Raw genomic sequence first — 15,312 nt, forward strand, 5'->3', positions numbered from 1 at the left:
GCGCCGCAGCGACGGCAGCAGCGCCTGCGCCGCCGCGTGCGCGCGCGCCGCGTCGAAGGACGGCGCGGCGGCCGCGGCTTCGGCGGCCTGTTCGCGTTCGCGCAGCACGGCGCGCGGGGTTTCGATCGCATGGATCGCGCTCAGCGCCGCATCCAGCTGCGAGGTCAGCAGGCGCTGCACCTGCGCCAGTTCGGTCGGCAGGGTGGCCGTGCCGGCCTCGCGCTGCGGCGAGCCGCACAGCTTTTCCGCCTGCGCCAGCGAGGCGGCCAGCTGTTCCAGTCCCAGGTTGGCGGCCACGCCGCGCACCTTGTGGCAGCAGGCCTGCGCTTCGGCCAGCCGGGTCTCGCTGTCGCTGGCGAACAGCCGCGCCAGCGCCGTGGCGGCGTCGCCGTAGTCGGTGGCGAAGCGGTGCAGCGCCTGGTGGTACTTGACTTCGTCGCCGGACCAGCGCTGCAGGCCGGTCTTCTGGTTCAGCACGCGCGCGCGCGCCGGCGCGTCGGCCGCGGCCGGCGCCTGCTCCAGCGGCGGCAGCGCCAGCACGCGGGCGATTTCATGCGACAGCGCATACCAGTCCACCGGCTTGGAGGCGAAGCCGTTCATGCCGGCGGCGGACGCGGCCTCGCGGTGCGCCGCCAGCACGCTGGCGGTCATGGCGACGATCGGGATGGCCGGCGCGCCGGCCGCGCGCTCGCGTTCGCGGATCGCGCGGGTGGCCGCCAGGCCGTCCATCAGCGGCATCTGCATGTCCATCAAAATAAGGTCGTACGGGCGCTCGGCCGACAGGCGCAGCGCGGCCGCGCCGTCGCCGGCCCGCTCCAGCGTGTGGCCGCGCTTCTGCATCAGCAGGGTCAGCAGTTCCAGGTTCTGCGGCACGTCGTCGGCCGCCAGCACCCGCAGCGGCGCCAGCGGATAGGCGGTGCGCTCGGCGGCCTGGCTGCTGTCGTTGCGGGCCGGCTCCAGCGGCAGCACCAGGTGGAAGGTGGTGCCCTGGCCGGGCGTGCTCTCGGCCCACAGCTTGCCGCCCATCAGCGCCACCAGCTGGCGGCTGATGGTGGTGCCCAGGCCGGTGCCGCCGAAGCGCCGCGTCATGGACGGGTCGGCCTGGGTGAAGGGGTCGAAGATCGCTTCCAGCCGCTCCGGCGCGATGCCGATGCCGGTGTCCTGCACGGCGATCTCGAGCTGGCCCTGGGCGGCGCTGGCGCGCAGGCTGACGCTGCCGGCGGAGGTGAACTTGATGGCGTTGTCGAGCAGGTTGCCGAGGATCTGGCGCATGCGCAGCTCGTCGCCGTGCAGCCAGGGCGGCAGCGACGGGTCGTAGACGATGTCGATGGCCAGGCCCTTGCTGCGGGCGTTGCTGCCGAAGGTGGAGGCCAGCTCGTCGATCAGGCCCAGCAGACTGTAGTCGTCCGGCTCCAGCTCCACCGCGCCCTTGTCCAGCTTGGCGGTGTCGAGGATTTCGTTGAGCAGGCGCAGCAGCGAGCGGCCTTCCTTGCGCACCGTGTCCAGGTGGCGCCGCTGGTTGTCGTCCAGTTCGGTGTCCAGCAGCACGTCGGTGAAGCCGAGGATGGCGTTCATCGGCGTGCGGATTTCATGGCTCATATTGGCCACGAAGCTGGCGCGCGCGGCGGCCGCCTGTTCCGCCGTTTCCTTGGCCTTGCGCAGCTCCTGCTCCATCTGGCGCCGTTCGCTGATGTCGAGGATGACGCCGTCGATCCAGCGCTGCCCGGGATCGCTCTCGTCCTGGGTGACGGCGCCGTGCTCCCACATCCAGCTGGCGTGGCCGTCGGCGTGGCGCAGCCGGTATTCGACCTGGTAGGCGCTGGTGTCGGCGACCGCGCGGTCGATCTCCGCCTTCACGCCGGCGCGGTCTTCCGGCACGATCAGGCTGCCCAGCGTGCGGCTGCGGCCCTCGCCGACGAAGTCGCTGGCCGGGTAGCCGGCCAGGCGCTCGATGCCGTCGCTGACGAACACCGGCGGCGCGTCGAAGCGCATGCTGCTGCGGAAGGAGATGCCGGGGATGTTGCCGATCAGCGAGCGGAACTGTTGCTCGCTGTCGCGCAGCGCCTGCATGATGGCGCGCCGCTCGCTGATGTCGGTGATGAACAGCACGAACAGGTCGCGCTCGGCCAGCCGCGCGTGGCCCAGCGCGCGCCGGATCGGCACCTTGCTGCGGTCCTTGCGCACGGCGATCACTTCGCTGCCCTGGCCGGGGATGGCCGAGTCCTCGGTGCGCAGGTAGTTGAGCAGGCCGTCGCGCTCGGAGCGCTGGGCGTCGTCCATCAGCACGCGGATGTTCTGGCCGACGATCTCGTCGCGCCGCCAGCCGAAGATGCGTTCGGCCGAGGCGTTGAATTCGTGGATCAGGCCCTCGCGGTCGACCGTGACCACGCCGTCGATGGTGGTGGTCAGCAGGGCGCGCATCCAGGCTTCGCTTTCGCTTTTCTGGCGGAACAGTTCGCGGTAGCGCAGCAGGCCGTTGGCCGACATGATGAAGATGGTGATGGCGATGGTGATCAGCGAGATCGCCAGCGCCAGGAAGGTGCTGCTTTGTTCGGGCGCGGCGCCGGGCAGCGGGCGGCCGGCGAAGCGCGCGGCCGCCATGCCGGTGTAGTGCATGCCGGCGATGGCGCAGCCCATGACGGTGGCGCTGATCGCGCCCAGCACGCTGGACGGCAGGCGGGTGTGCATGCGCAGGCCGAAGCGCACCCACAGCGCCAAGGTGGCCAGCACCACCGCCACCACGATCGACAGGCCGAACATCAGCGGATCGTAGTACAGGGCGAAGGACATGCGCATCGCCGCCATGCCGGTGTAGTGCATGGCGCCGATGCCGGCGCCCACCAGCAGGCCGCCCAGCAGCAGCGAACCGGTGCCGATCTGGCGGCGGCTGATCAGCGACAGGGCGATGCCGGAGGCGGCCAGGCTGGGCAGCACCGACAGCATGGTGACGACGTGGTCGTAGTCGACCTCGGTGCACAGGTTGAAGGCCAGCATGCCGATGAAGTGCATGGCCCACACGCCGCAGCCCAGCGCCAGGCTGCCGGTGGCCAGCATGATGGCGCGCAGGCCGCGGCTCTTGCTGGACTGGGCCTGCGCCACCACCTGCAAGCCCATCCAGGAGGAAAAGATGGCTATCAAGATGGAGAGCAGCACCAGCGTCGGCGTGTAGCTGCCGTATTGGATCAGGGAAGGGTCGGACGGGGGCGCAAACAGCCGCAGGAGAGTGTCGATATTCATAAGGTTTCCGCTGTGGCGAACTGGCACAGCAGAAACCTTATCACAGTCCATCCGGGGTCAGGTCCCCCATTTATGCATCAGCTCGGTTTTTCAGCCGAACTGATGCATAAATGGGGGACCTGACCCCGGATGAACATCAGGATTTTGCGAAGGCCAGGAAATCGGCGTTGAAGCGATCCTTGTGGGTGTCGGTCAGGCCGTGCGGCGCGCCGGGGTAGGTGATCAGCTTGGCGTGCGGGACGAGCTTGGCGGCGGCGCGGCCGGCGGCGTCGATCGGCACCACCTGGTCGTCCTCGCCGTGGATGATCAGGGTCGGCTTGTCGAACTTTTTCAGGTCGTCGCGGAAGTCGGTTTCCGAGAAGGCCTTGATCGAGTCGTAGGTGTTCTTGTGGCCGCCCTGCATGCCCTGGTTGTAGAAGGCGTTGATCAGCGCCTGCGACGGCTTGGCGCCCGGACGGTTGTAGTTGAAGAACGGGCCGGAGGCGAAGTCCAGGTACAGCTGGCCGCGGTTGGCGATCGAGGCGGCGCGGATGCCGTCGAACACTTCGACCGGCAGGCCGCCGGGGTTGGTGGCGGTCTTGGCCATCAGCGGCGTCACCGCCGACACCAGCGCCAGCTTGGCCACGCGCTTGGTGCCGTGACGGCCCACATAGCGCGCCACTTCGCCGCCGCCGGTGGAGAAGCCGGCCAGGATGATGTTTTTCAAATCCAGCGCTTCGATCAACTGCGCCAGGTCGTCGGCGTAGTGGTCCATGTCGTTGCCGTCCCACGGCTGGCTGGAGCGGCCGTGGCCGCGGCGGTCGTGGGTGATGACGCGGAAACCGTTGTTGGCCAGGTGGAAGGCCGCCGATTCCCAGCTGTCGGCGTTGAGCGGCCAGCCATGGCTCAGGATCACCGGCTGGCCGCCGCGCGGGCCCCAGTCCTTGAAGTAGATCTCGACGCCGTCGCGGGTGGTGATGGTGCTGACGGTTTTTTGCACCTTGGCGGCGCCGGCGGCCTGGCTGTCGCTGCTGGCGGCGGCCAGCGGCAGGGCGACTGCGGCCACGGCGGCGGCGCTGCCGACCAGGGCGTTACGGCGGGATGGATTGCTAGCTTGGCTGGACATGATGGGCTTCCTTGGTGAGTGATGATGTGCCCCATGGTAGGGAGGAATGGCCGCGCTGGGAACGCCCATACGTGCAATCCCGGACTGCGACTTTGCACATACCCCGATGGGGTGGTCGGGCGCCCAGTCCAAAGGTGGAGGCCTGGCGGGGTGACCAATCGAATCCTTGCCATGTTGCATTCCTTGCAAAACGCCATATACTTGGCGGGCTGATCCGCATATCGACGGATCCCACCATGGGACACATAGAACGATGGCTTTCCTGACCAAGAAGAAGATTGCGCTGGCCATAGGCCTGCTTGTTATCGGTGGCGCCAGCGCCGCCTGGTATTCCAAAAGCAAGACCCCGGTGGTCGAGGCGCCGCGCTTCCGCGTGGCCGCCGCCGACACCGGCAACATCACGCAGACGGTGACGGCCACCGGCACCATCAACCCGGTGGCGCTGATCAACATCGGCTCGCAGGTGTCGGGCACGGTGAGCGAGCTGAAGGCGGACTTCAACGACCATGTGAAGAAAGGCCAGGTGCTGCTCAAGCTGGACCCGACCATCTTCAACGCCCAGATCCGCCAGGTCGAGGCGCAGCTGGCGTCGGCGCGGGCCAGCCTGCGGCTGGCGCAGGCCACCCACCAGCGCAACCAGACGCTGGTGACGCAGAGCTACATCTCGCCGCTGGCGCTGGACCAGTCCAAGCGCGAGGTCGACGTGGCGCAGGCCAATATCCAGCTGGCGCAGGCGCAGCTGGCGCGCGCCCAGGCCGACCTCGACAACAGCGTGATCCGCTCGCCGATCGACGGCGTCATCATCAAGCGCACGGTGGACCTGGGCCAGACCGTGGCGGCCTCGTTCACCACGCCGACCTTGTTCCAGATCGCCCGCGACCTGACCAAGATGCAGATCGACACCAGCGTCTCGGAAGCCGACGTCGGCGCGCTGAAGGATGGCCAGGCGGCGCGCTTCGTGGTCGACGCCTATCCCGACAAGGAGTTCGATGCGCGCATGCGCCAGTTCCGGCTGGCCGCCAACGTGGTGCAGAACGTGGTCACCTACAACGTGGTGCTGGACGTCGACAACAGCGAAGAGCTGCTCAAGCCGGGCATGACGGCGCAGGTGCGCCTGCTGGTCGGCAACCGCCAGCAGGTGCTGCGCATCCCGACCGCCGCGCTGCGCTTCCGCCTGAGCGACGAGGAAATCGAGAAGCAGGCCAAGAAGGACAAGGCGCTGGCCGCCAAGACGGCCTCCGCCGGCGCATCCGCCAGCGCCACCGCCGTGGCCGAGGCGCCGCAGGAAGACGACGCCGCCTTCCGCACCAAGAGCGAACTGGCGCGCTCGTTCAAGATCTACACCATGGACGACAAGAACAACCCGGTGGCCAGGGACATCAAGATCGGCCTGTCTAACTTCCGCTACACCGAGGTCGTCGGCGGCGAGCTGAAGAAGGGCGACAAGGTGATCACCCGCGCGATCAACGAGAAGCAGGGTGAGCTGTGACCGCGCCGCAACCGCTGATCGATATCCGCCAGGTCACCAAGAGCTACTTCTCCGGCAACGTTGAAACCCAGGTCCTGTTCGGCATCGACCTGGCGGTGCCGCGCGGCGACTTCCTGGCGGTGATGGGGCAGTCCGGCTCGGGCAAGTCGACCCTGATGAATATCTTCGGCTGCCTCGACCAGGCCACCGGCGGCAGCTACCACCTCAACGGCGTCGACACGCTGACCTTGTCGCGCGCCGAGCTGGCGACCATCCGCAACCGCACCATCGGTTTCGTGTTCCAGAGCTTTAACCTGATCAAGCGCATGAGCGTGGCGGAGAACGTGGCGCTGCCGCTGATCTACGCCGGCGTCTCGCGCGGCAAGGCGCACGCCAAGGCGCTGGTGGAGCTGGAGCGGGTCGGCCTGAAGGACTACGCCAAGCGCACGCCGAACCAGCTGTCCGGCGGCCAGCAGCAGCGGGTGGCGATCGCCCGCGCGCTGGTGGGCGATCCGCCGCTGATCCTGGCCGACGAGCCGACCGGCAACCTCGACACCCAGACCAGCGAGGAGATCATGCGCTCCTTCCAGCAGCTCAACGAGGAGCGCGGCATCACCATCCTGCTGGTCACGCACGAGCCGGACATCGCCGCCTACAGCAAGCGGCTGATGCGGCTCAAGGACGGCCACGTGCTGTACGACGGCCCGGCCGCCGAAGGCTTGCGGCTGATGTCGCAGAGCCATGAATCCATAACCGTGTAAATCATATGAATCCTTTACAGATAGTGGTAGAGGCGTTTCGCTCGATGATGGCGAACCGCCTGCGCACGCTGCTGACCATGCTGGGCATCATCATCGGCATCACCTCGGTGGTGCTGCTGCTGGCGGTGGGCGACAGCATGAAGCGCTTCATCGCCAAGGAGCTGGAGCAGCTGGGCACGAATATGCTGTTCGTCTCGCCCGGCGGCGACCGCGCGCAGCAGCAGCGCATGCGCAGCGGCGCGGCGCCGGCCCTGACCATGGCCGACGCGGCGGCGCTGAACGCGCTGCCGTCGCTGGCCGGCGCGGCCGGCGTGCTGCAGGGCGGCTTCAACCTGGCGGTCGGCAACGAGAACGCCTCGAAGACGGTGCACGGCGTGACGCCGGCCATGTTCAAGATCCGCGGCTGGAAGATCGACAAGGGCAGCGCCTTCAGCGACGCCGATGTGCGCGCCGCCTCGCGCATGGTGGTGATCGGCAAGAAGATCGCCGACCAGTTCTTCTACAAGGTCGACCCGCTGGGCAAGTACATCCGCATCGAGAACGTCTCGTTCCAGGTGGTGGGCGTGCTGTACGGCGAGGGCAAGCAGGTCGACGGCGGCGACCTGGCCGACTATGTGCTGGTGCCGATCACGGCGTCGGCGGCCAACCTGGTGCGGCTGCCGTTCCCCGGCAATGTGCATTACGTGGTGGCGCAGGGCAAGTCCGGCGGCAATCTGCAGGACGCCATCCAGGACATCAACGAAACCTTGCGCGACCGGCATCACATCAAGTTCGAGCAGCCGGACGATTTCCGCATCGACAACCTGGCCTCGTTCGCCGAGACCGCGCAGAAGATCAGCGCCGGCCTGGCGGCCCTGCTGGGCCTGATCGGCGCGATTTCGCTGATCGTCGGCGGCATCGGCATCATGAACATCATGCTGGTGTCGGTGACCGAGCGCACCCGCGAGATCGGCATCCGCATGGCGATCGGCGCCAAGCCGCGCGACGTGCTGCTGCAGTTCCTGACGGAGGCGGTGGTGATCTGCCTGGTGGGCGGGGTGTTCGGCATTTTGCTGGCCACCGGGGCGGCGGCCGGCATCACTTCGACCGGCAAGTTCGACGTGTTCATCACCTTGCAGGCGGTGGTGGTGGCGTGCGGCTTCTCCAGCCTGGTGGGGGTGTTCTTCGGCTTCTACCCGGCGCGCCGGGCGTCGAAGCTGCTGCCGGTGGACTGCCTGCGCTACGAGTAAATCAGTAGTCGAACTTGTTGCTGCGGGGGGAGGTCTTGAAGAAGGACGGCGCGGCTTCCCTGTCCTTCTGCTCCTGCTCGCGGCGCTCTTTGGCTTCCAGCTTTTTCTGGGCGATGCGCTCGTTGTGCTCGTCGATGCGCTGCTGCATGTCGCGCCCCTGCTTGCTGTTGCGCAGCAGGCTGAACTTTTGCAGCATGGCGGCGGCCCACAGCAGGAAGATCACCAGCAAGGCCAGCAGGTAGCCGGCCTGCCAGGCGCCGTAGTTCTGGCTGATGATGGGGAACAGCGGACTGGCATCCTCCAGCCAGCCCTGGCCCAGCACGCCGCATATCGCCGCCAGCACGCCCAGCGCCGAGGTCTTGACGATCAGCCAACGGCTGGCCTTGACGCGCTGGCTCCAGAAATGTCGTAAGTCTTCGTGTGGGTCGGTGGCGGTGGTCATGACGGTCGGTATGTGTGGCGGTGGGGCGGCAAGTATTATGTCATATTTTCCACTTGGAAACTAAATCCGGCTTTGCGCCGGCGCAAACAAAACGGCCCGGTCCCCTGTGCGGGGCCGGGCCGTTGTGCTGCGCGGGCGTGGCTTAGTTCTTCTTGGCGATCTCGTTGCCGACGTAGGCGCCGCCGACCACGCCGGCGATGGTGGCCGCGGTCTTGCCCTTGCCGCCGCCGACCTGGTTGCCGATCAAGCCGCCGACCACCGCGCCGATGCCCATGCCGAGCGGGCTGTTCTGCGCTACCGGGGCCGGAGCCGGGGCGGGCGCCTGGGCCACCGGCGCCTGGACGCTGTCGCCGTTGCTGTTGACGTGGCGTACCTGCGGGGTCACATGATGCACCACGGTGCGGTGTTCCAGCACGGGCTGGCGCGTTTCCTGCGCAGGCTGGGCGGCCAGTGGCGCGCTGGTTTGCGGCGCCGAGTTGGCGATCACTGGCGTGGCGCTGTCAGGGGTGGCGTGCGAGCTTGGCAGCAAGCCGGCGATCGACGCGGCGCCGACCAGGCTGACCAGCGTCAGCGACACGGCGGCTACGGCCATCAATGGGTGGATGCGGGTGGTTGGGGTGGTCGTCATTTTTGTTCTCCTGGGTTGCGCCACAGTGGCGCTTGTCCATATAACGGGCCGGAGAGCAAAGCTGGTGACGCAGAAAGTGTTTCCAGAGTAAGCAGATGTTACGGCGCGCCGTGGGCGGCGCTGCGGCGTTCCAGCCATTCGCGGCCGCCGTTGGCTAGCGCCTTGGCGATGACGGCGGGCGGCAGGCTGTAGACGGTGGCCCAGCTGGCGCGGCCGTCGCCGGTGTTGGAGGGGAAGCTGCTGGTCTCGACCGGCCAGTTGTATTTGCGCTTGAGCGTCTTGACGATGGCGGCCAGCGAGGTGCGCCCTTGCAGCGGCGGCGCGCCGGTCTGGTCGGCGTCGGAAATCAGGATGGCCAGCACGGCGCCGCGCGCGGTCAGCGGGCCGGGGAATTTGGGGAGTTTGGCGGGAGGCATGCCGCCATTCTAGCGGATCGGACCGGCGAGGCGGAGGCGGCGCTGCCGCCCGCCTCGCTGGCTGCTTAAGCCGCCTTGGCTTTGCGCTTGCGTGCCAGGCCGACCAGGCCCAGGCCGGCGCCCAGCATCAGGTAGGTGCTCGGTTCCGGCACGGCGGTGACCGACACGGTGTCGATGCCGATGTAGTCGGAGTTGTCGCCGAACGGGCCGCCGTCAGTCACCGAGTAGTGGAAGGCGAAAGCGCCGCTGGTGGCGCCGGACAGGCCGCTCAGGGTCACGCTGTACTTGGTCCATTCTTGCGGATAGCCGCCGACGTCCAGGTCGGGATTGACGGACAGCAGCAGCGAGCTGAACGTGCCGACGCTGGACGCCGTGCTGCCGACGTTGGTGCCGCCGACGTTGCTGAAGCGTACTTCCAGACGGTCGGGGTAGTCGGAGTTTTCGACACCGCGGGTGTAGAACGACAGCGTGTCGCCGTTGTGGTAGGTGGAGGTCGGCAGGATCAGCCAATCGCTGATGGTGGAGACGCCGCCGCCGCTGTTGAAATTGCTTCCCAGGTAGGAGTTGGGTGCGCCTTGGTGCGAACTGAACACGGCTGGATTCCCCTGGAACCAGTTGTTCACGCCCAGCGGAACACTATTGTTGACGACCGTCCAGCCGGTCGGTACGCCGCTGTCGAAACCCTCGGTGAGCGCGTTTGCCGAAGCGGCGCCTACGCTCAAGGTCATAGCCAGGAACAGGGTGGAAATCACAGCAGGTTTAAACGATACAGCCATTTTTACACCTCCATCAAACCATCTAGGGGAATACCGGCGAGGCCCCCGGCCCCGCCGGGCCATGCAATCCAATACAGATGAGGTCGCATGGTTCAACGATAACATATGCACAATTAAATTATGGAAATTTAAACAACTTTGCATATGATTTATATGATTTATTACAACAGGGGCGATGGGGGCGGTATCCGCCTCAGGCGGCCTTGGCACGACGCTTGCGCGCCAGGCCGAGCAGGCCCAGGCCGGCGCCCAGCATCAGGTAGGTGGTCGGTTCCGGCACGGCGGAGATCGACACGGTGTCGATGCCGATAAAGTTGGAGCTGGTGCCGTTCGGGCCGCCGTCGTCCAGCGAATAGTGGAAGGCGAAGGCGCCGCTGGTGGCGCCGGACAGGCCGTTCAAGGTCACGCTGTACTTGGTCCACGCTTCCGGATAGACGCTGGCGTCCTGGCCGGGATTGACGGACAGCAGCAGCGAACTGAACGAGCCGACGCTGTCGGCCGTGCCGCCGACGTTGGTGCCGCCGACATTGCTGAAGCGCACTTCCAGGCGGTCGGGGAAGATCGAGTTTTCAGCGGTGCGGGTGTAGAACGACAGGGTGTCGCCATTCTGGTAGGTCGAGGTTGGCAGGATCAGCCAATTGCTGATGGCCGACACGTCCTTGCCGTTGGCCCAGCTGGCGCCGATGTAGGAAGCGGGCGCGCCCTGCTGCGCACTGAACACCTTGGTGTCGCCCTGGAACCAGTTGACGTCGCCCCGTGGATTGCTATTGTTGACGACCGTCCAGCCACTCGGCACGCCGCCGTCGAAATTTTCGTTGAGTGCGTTTGCCGACGCGGCGCCCGCGCTCAAGGCCATGGCCAGCAACAGGGTGGACATCACAGCAGGTTTAAACGATACAGCCATTTCTACACCTCCATCAAACTATCGAGAGAATACCGGCGGGCCCCCGCCGCACCGGGCCACGTCATCCCGTACTGGCGGGATGGCGTGAAATGACGATAGCATATGCATAATGGAAATATGGCAGACGGAATAATCTTGCATATGGTTTATGCCGTTTTAGCGGGAAACTACACCGAAGCGGTCCAGTGGCTGTTGTTTCGCAAGCTCATCGGCCCGGCCCGGATCGCTGCGGGCGCCAGGCAATAAAAAACCCGCGCTGCCTGGGAGGCAACGCGGGTTTTTTACGGTGTTGGGTGGTGCCGGGAGCCGGAATCGAACCGGCACGCCTTGCGGCGCGGGATTTTGAGTCCCGTGCGTCTACCTATTCCGCCATCCCGGCAACGCGACCCGCATTATCACTGATTTGCCTGCGGGCCGCAAGCCATGGCGCGGAATTTTTATATTTGTGCAAGGTTGGCGGCGGCCGGTTGGCGGGCCTGCTGCTGCTCCAGCAGCGCGAAGATGGCGTCCTTGGACAGCACATACTGGTCCATCAGCACCTCCCTCAGCTCGCTGATCGCGCCGCGGTAGTCGGCGATCGCCTGCAGCGTGTAGGTGTACAGCTCGTCGGCCTTGGCCTGCACCTGGTCGAGGTCGCGCTCCCGGTGCTTGAACTGGCTGTAGTCCAGCTTGGAACGCGAATACATCGACAGCTGGTTGACCATCATGTCCAGCATGGAGGTGGCTTTCTGGATGTCGTTCTGGCTGCCGACCGAAATGCCGCGCGCGCCGTAGAACAGTTCCTCGGCGGCGACGCCGCCGTACAGCTGGATCACGTCGCGCTCCAGCTCCTCCAGCGTGCGCAGGGCGGCGTCGTCCGAGGCCGACAGCACATAGCCCAGCGCGCCGAGCTTGGACACCGACTCGGTGCTGATCTTGAGCAGCGGCGAGCGCTCCTTGACCTGCGCCAGCGTCAAGCCCTGGCGCAGCCACGGGTCGATCTGCATGAAGAAGTGGCCCAGCTCGTGCAACGCCACCCGTTCGCGCTGGCGGGTCTTTTCGGCGCTGGTGGCGCGGTCGGTCAGGCCGATGGTGGCGCGCTCGAAGGCGCGGAACATCAGCCCGGTGTCGATGGCCGCCTGCTCCTGGATGGCGATCATGCTGGCGCGGTCGACCACGGTCTGCAGCAGCGCCGGACTGAGGTTGGCGGTGATCTCGGCCACCTGGTCGAGGTCGAGCCGGTCCCAGTCCACGCAGCCGTCGGCCTTGCGCGCCAGGAAGGCGCGCAGCAGTGCGCGCCGCTCTGCCTTGTTGGGCAGGCGGAAATTGATCTTGACCGAGAAGCGGCGCAGCATCGCCTCGTCCATCGCCGAGCTGGCGTCGTCGAAGTTGGAGGCGACCACCCAGATCACGCCCGCGCCCTGGTCGCTGCGCACGCCGTCGAGCAGGCCCAGCAGCGTGTTGGCGGTGTCGTCCTCCCATTTCTTGTCGCCGCGTCCGCGCGGCATGAACAAGCTCTGGGCTTCGTCGAGGAATATGATACAGCTGCCGCGCGCGCAAGCCTTGCGATGTAATGTATGCAAGGCCTTGGCGCCGCCGCCGATGTAGCCGGACTCCAGCGCCGAGGCCGAGGCCTGGATCAGCGGCACGTTCAGGCGCTTGGCCAGGTAGCCGGCCAGCTTGGTCTTGCCGGTGCCGGCCGGCCCGGTCAGCATGACATTGAAGGGCTTGTCGATATCGTGCTCGCGATATACCGCGCGGTTGCGGATCATGTCTTCAAGGTGTAACACTTCCTGCTTGATATCCTCCATGCCGATCAGGTCGTCCATGCTGCCGCTCAACTGGTCCGGGGTCAGCACGGCGGCCGCCATGCCGCTTCCGGGCAGGCCGTGGCGCAGCATGAACAGCACCAGGCCGAGCAGCAGCAGATCGACCGCGTGGCGCCGCAGCCAGCCGCCCGCGCGCGCCAGTTTGCTGTCGTCCTCATCCTGCAGCACCGCGCGGTGCGAGGCCAGGTAGTCGTCGCGCGCGATGGCATACGGCAGGTTGTGCCGCAGCAGCACTTCACGTTCCAGACTCAGGTGCGTGGTGGCCGGCACTTTGACCACATACAGCACCGGATCGCCGCGCAGCTTGAATACATAGCGCGGCGCATCCGACAGCGGCGCCGCCACCAGCAGGTATTCCAGCCGCTGGCGCTGACCCGGCAGCGCGGTGATCTGGGCGATGTCCTGCGAGCGCAGCACCGGCTGCGGATCTTGCGGCACGTCGGCGCGCCAGCCGAACAGTATCGCCACGACGGCGACCAACAGGGCCAGCCCCGCGCGCACATAATTGTTGCGCAGGGCGGCTTGCAATTTGTACCAGGTATTCATGAATGCTATCCAGGCTAGGGCTGTGCGGCTGATATGGGGCTGATATGGGGGCGCGAGGATGGGGCGCAGCAGCCGAGGCTGCCATGGACGGCGCGCGAGGCGGAGGCGCTGCCGTGTGTTGCCCTCAATATAGCGGGACTGGGGAGGTTTGTATCAGCTGAGCTGAAAGAAAGACGCGGCTTGCAACAGCGTCGGCGCCGCCGTTCATCGCGTTTTTTTGCAACTGGCGCACGCGGATTTACCGCTCGTCGCATACGCCGGATATTGCGCAAAGTCTTTGTTAATCTGCACCTGTCTACCGCTGATCCGAAAAATGCAGCGGTGGCTCCCCGGCAGTATTAATGACTCGATATCCTTACGGAGCACACCATGAAAACCACACTCTTCGGCGTCGTCGCCGCACTCGCCTTCGCCGCCATCCCTGCCGCCCACGCGGACGACACCAGCGTGCAAATCAAAGGCGGCAGCCAGCGCTTTCATATGATGCAGGAAGACTTTGCGGACTACAAAAATTCGTATCGCTTGACCAACGGCCAGATCCTGAAATTCAGCCAGCGCCAGGCCCACTTCTACGCCCAGCTCGACAAGGGCCAGCGCGTGGAAATCTTCGCGATCGGCAAGGACCAGTTCGTTAGCGACGCCGGCACCCGCTTTGAATTCAGCGATGCGGCCGAGAACGTCGGCGTGGCCAACTTCGGCCGCCTGCCGATGGCCCAGGCCACCACTGGCGACACCATCGTCATGGCCCGTCGTTAAACCTATAACTAAACACATTGGGCACGCTGCCCATCCTGAAAAATTGATTGGAGCAAGACCATGAAAACCACTCTGTTGAGCCTGGCTGTAGCCGCTGCTTTGTCCATCACCGCCGTGGCTTCCGCCGCACCGGCCTCCGCTTCCGCCGAGGCCGCCAGCGAAAGCGTGAAGATCAGCGCGACGCGCTACCACATGGAGCCGCAGGAGTTTGCCGACTATCAGTCCTCCTACCATCTCAGCAACGGCGAAACCATGCGCTTCACGCGCCAGGTCGGCCGTTTCTACACCGAGATCCAGGGCCAGGCACGGGTGGAAATCTTTGCGGTGGGTCCGGCGGAATTCATCACCCGCAACGGTTCGCGCATGGCGTTCGACGACCAGGGCGACTCGCTCACCGTCAGCAACTACGAGCGCCTGCCGATGACGGCCCAGCTGCCGGCCAACACCATCGTCATGGCCAAGCGTTGATGGCGGGTTTTATTTGGGCAGGGTCCAGTGCTCATACTTCCGTTCCAGGCGCGTCATGGTGCCGTCGCGCCGCATCTCAGCCAGTGCCGCGTTGAGCTGGGCGACCAGTTCATCCGGCACTGAGGGGTTGCAGGCCAGGTAGACCTTGACCCGGTTGAACACCAGCAGCGGCACCACCTTGTCCGCCCAGTCGTACTGGCTCGGTCCGGGGCTGCCATTGCGCATGCCGACGGCCCACAGGTCTATGCGTTTGAGCAGCACTTTCTGCGGATTGGCCAGGTCGTTGCTGACCGGCTCGACATGAAAGCCGCGGCTGCGCAGGTACTCGTCGCGCGCATCGCCGATGTAGGTGCCGATGCGCAGGTGGCGCGCATCCTCCAGTGTCTTCAAGGGAAACTCGTGGTCGGCGCGGCCCCACAGCACCCATTCGGCCTCGTCGGTCGGTCCTATCCATTTGAACAGTTTTTCGCGCTCTTCGGTGCGCGAGGTCGAGTACACGCAGGTGGCCGGCTGTTGCCGCGCCATCACGAAGGCGCGTTTCCACGGCAATAGCTCGACGGTGTAGGTGGTGCCGGTGCGGGCCATCATTTCGCGCACCTTGTCGGTTTCGCGGCCGGTCACGCCTTCCTGTCCCTGCATGCTGGCGGGCGGCGCGTGTTCGGTCACCAGGGTCAGCGACGCGGCGCCGGCGCCGTCGACGCCGGCCGTCGCGAGCAATAATGACAGGAGAATAATTCGCATAGGCGGGCCGCTTTCTTCGCCTAAGCA

14 protein-coding genes and 1 tRNA gene are annotated in these 15,312 nt (G+C 66.0%); 5 read left to right on the forward strand and 10 right to left on the reverse strand.

Annotated features, from left to right (window positions below; translation table 11 throughout):
• Positions 1-3,237, reverse strand: a 3,237-nt coding sequence (locus V6M89_RS08740) for an MHYT domain-containing protein (protein WP_332852824.1), incomplete at its 3' end; no start/stop codon positions are given.
• Between the two features lie 136 nt (positions 3,238-3,373).
• Positions 3,374-4,342 carry an alpha/beta fold hydrolase gene (locus tag V6M89_RS08745; protein ID WP_332852826.1) on the reverse strand — a complete coding sequence of 323 codons (969 nt, stop codon included), beginning with the start codon at positions 4,340-4,342 and terminating at the stop codon, positions 3,374-3,376.
• 253 nt (positions 4,343-4,595) lie between these two features.
• Here V6M89_RS08745 and V6M89_RS08750 point away from each other — a divergent pair, with 253 nt between their 5' ends.
• From V6M89_RS08750 to V6M89_RS08760, 3 genes are read left to right on the forward strand one after another with little or no spacing between them, the layout of a single operon-like run.
• Positions 4,596-5,831: an efflux RND transporter periplasmic adaptor subunit gene (locus tag V6M89_RS08750; protein ID WP_332852827.1), complete on the forward strand. Its 1,236-nt coding sequence runs from the start codon at positions 4,596-4,598 to the stop codon at positions 5,829-5,831.
• On the forward strand, positions 5,828-6,571 hold the full coding sequence (locus V6M89_RS08755; RefSeq protein ID WP_332852828.1) for an ABC transporter ATP-binding protein: 744 nt from the start codon (positions 5,828-5,830) through the stop codon (positions 6,569-6,571). Before V6M89_RS08750 ends, V6M89_RS08755 begins: the two co-directional genes overlap by 4 nt.
• 44 nt (positions 6,572-6,615) lie before the next feature.
• Positions 6,616-7,800 (forward strand): ABC transporter permease, encoded by a 1,185-nt coding sequence (locus tag V6M89_RS08760; RefSeq protein WP_332852829.1) that lies wholly within the window; start codon positions 6,616-6,618, stop codon positions 7,798-7,800.
• A gap of 1 nt (position 7,801) precedes the next feature.
• On the opposite strand, the gene V6M89_RS08765 is transcribed toward V6M89_RS08760, so the two are convergent.
• The 7 genes from V6M89_RS08765 to V6M89_RS08795 all read right to left on the reverse strand — a co-directional run bounded on the left by V6M89_RS08765 (position 7,802) and on the right by V6M89_RS08795 (position 13,320).
• Positions 7,802-8,242 carry a hypothetical protein gene (locus V6M89_RS08765; protein ID WP_332852830.1) on the reverse strand — a complete coding sequence of 147 codons (441 nt, stop codon included), beginning with the start codon at positions 8,240-8,242 and terminating at the stop codon, positions 7,802-7,804.
• A gap of 142 nt (positions 8,243-8,384) precedes the next feature.
• Entirely contained in the window at positions 8,385-8,870 is a 486-nt protein-coding gene (locus tag V6M89_RS08770) for a glycine zipper 2TM domain-containing protein (RefSeq protein ID WP_332852831.1), read from the reverse strand.
• 98 nt (positions 8,871-8,968) lie between these two features.
• Positions 8,969-9,286: a hypothetical protein gene (locus V6M89_RS08775; protein WP_332852832.1), complete on the reverse strand. Its 318-nt coding sequence runs from the start codon at positions 9,284-9,286 to the stop codon at positions 8,969-8,971.
• 65 nt (positions 9,287-9,351) lie between these two features.
• A complete protein-coding gene (locus V6M89_RS08780) occupies positions 9,352-10,062 on the reverse strand; it encodes a choice-of-anchor J family PEP-CTERM protein (protein ID WP_332852833.1) in 711 nt (236 codons plus the stop codon).
• Between the two features lie 193 nt (positions 10,063-10,255).
• A complete protein-coding gene (locus V6M89_RS08785; RefSeq protein ID WP_332852834.1) occupies positions 10,256-10,966 on the reverse strand; it encodes a choice-of-anchor J family PEP-CTERM protein in 711 nt (236 codons plus the stop codon).
• A 294-nt stretch (positions 10,967-11,260) separates the two neighbouring features.
• Positions 11,261-11,345 (reverse strand) — tRNA-Leu (locus tag V6M89_RS08790).
• A gap of 58 nt (positions 11,346-11,403) precedes the next feature.
• A complete protein-coding gene (locus tag V6M89_RS08795) occupies positions 11,404-13,320 on the reverse strand; it encodes an AAA family ATPase (protein WP_332852835.1) in 1,917 nt (638 codons plus the stop codon).
• A 369-nt stretch (positions 13,321-13,689) separates the two neighbouring features.
• Between V6M89_RS08795 and V6M89_RS08800 the strand changes: the two genes are divergently transcribed.
• Together V6M89_RS08800 and V6M89_RS08805 are read left to right on the forward strand one after the other, a co-directional pair.
• Positions 13,690-14,076 (forward strand): gel scht, encoded by a 387-nt coding sequence (locus V6M89_RS08800; protein ID WP_332852836.1) that lies wholly within the window; start codon positions 13,690-13,692, stop codon positions 14,074-14,076.
• Positions 14,077-14,136: 60 nt separating this feature from the next.
• The gene (locus V6M89_RS08805; protein ID WP_332852837.1) at positions 14,137-14,544 is read left to right on the forward strand and encodes a hypothetical protein; all 408 of its coding nucleotides are present in this window, start codon (positions 14,137-14,139) and stop codon (positions 14,542-14,544) included.
• A gap of 9 nt (positions 14,545-14,553) precedes the next feature.
• Here V6M89_RS08805 and V6M89_RS08810 read toward each other — a convergent pair whose 3' ends face one another.
• Positions 14,554-15,285: a substrate-binding periplasmic protein gene (locus V6M89_RS08810; RefSeq protein WP_332852838.1), complete on the reverse strand. Its 732-nt coding sequence runs from the start codon at positions 15,283-15,285 to the stop codon at positions 14,554-14,556.
• Between the last annotated feature and the right edge of the window lie 27 nt (positions 15,286-15,312).

The sequence above is a fragment of the Duganella sp. S19_KUP01_CR8 genome, from assembly GCF_036688705.1.
Taxonomy (GTDB): domain Bacteria; phylum Pseudomonadota; class Gammaproteobacteria; order Burkholderiales; family Burkholderiaceae_D; genus Rugamonas.

Coding starts and splice junctions, on each gene's coding strand:
- V6M89_RS08775 (WP_332852832.1), bottom strand. CDS start 9,286: ATGCCTCCCGCCAAACTCCCCAAATTCCCCGGCCCGCTGACCGCGCGC.
- V6M89_RS08780 (WP_332852833.1), bottom strand. CDS start 10,062: ATGGCTGTATCGTTTAAACCTGCTGTGATTTCCACCCTGTTCCTGGCT.
- V6M89_RS08795 (WP_332852835.1), bottom strand. CDS start 13,320: ATGAATACCTGGTACAAATTGCAAGCCGCCCTGCGCAACAATTATGTG.
- V6M89_RS08785 (WP_332852834.1), bottom strand. CDS start 10,966: ATGGCTGTATCGTTTAAACCTGCTGTGATGTCCACCCTGTTGCTGGCC.
- V6M89_RS08750 (WP_332852827.1), top strand. CDS start 4,596: ATGGCTTTCCTGACCAAGAAGAAGATTGCGCTGGCCATAGGCCTGCTT.
- V6M89_RS08745 (WP_332852826.1), bottom strand. CDS start 4,342: ATGTCCAGCCAAGCTAGCAATCCATCCCGCCGTAACGCCCTGGTCGGC.
- V6M89_RS08800 (WP_332852836.1), top strand. CDS start 13,690: ATGAAAACCACACTCTTCGGCGTCGTCGCCGCACTCGCCTTCGCCGCC.
- V6M89_RS08765 (WP_332852830.1), bottom strand. CDS start 8,242: ATGACCACCGCCACCGACCCACACGAAGACTTACGACATTTCTGGAGC.
- V6M89_RS08770 (WP_332852831.1), bottom strand. CDS start 8,870: ATGACGACCACCCCAACCACCCGCATCCACCCATTGATGGCCGTAGCC.
- V6M89_RS08760 (WP_332852829.1), top strand. CDS start 6,616: ATGATGGCGAACCGCCTGCGCACGCTGCTGACCATGCTGGGCATCATC.
- V6M89_RS08810 (WP_332852838.1), bottom strand. CDS start 15,285: ATGCGAATTATTCTCCTGTCATTATTGCTCGCGACGGCCGGCGTCGAC.
- V6M89_RS08805 (WP_332852837.1), top strand. CDS start 14,137: ATGAAAACCACTCTGTTGAGCCTGGCTGTAGCCGCTGCTTTGTCCATC.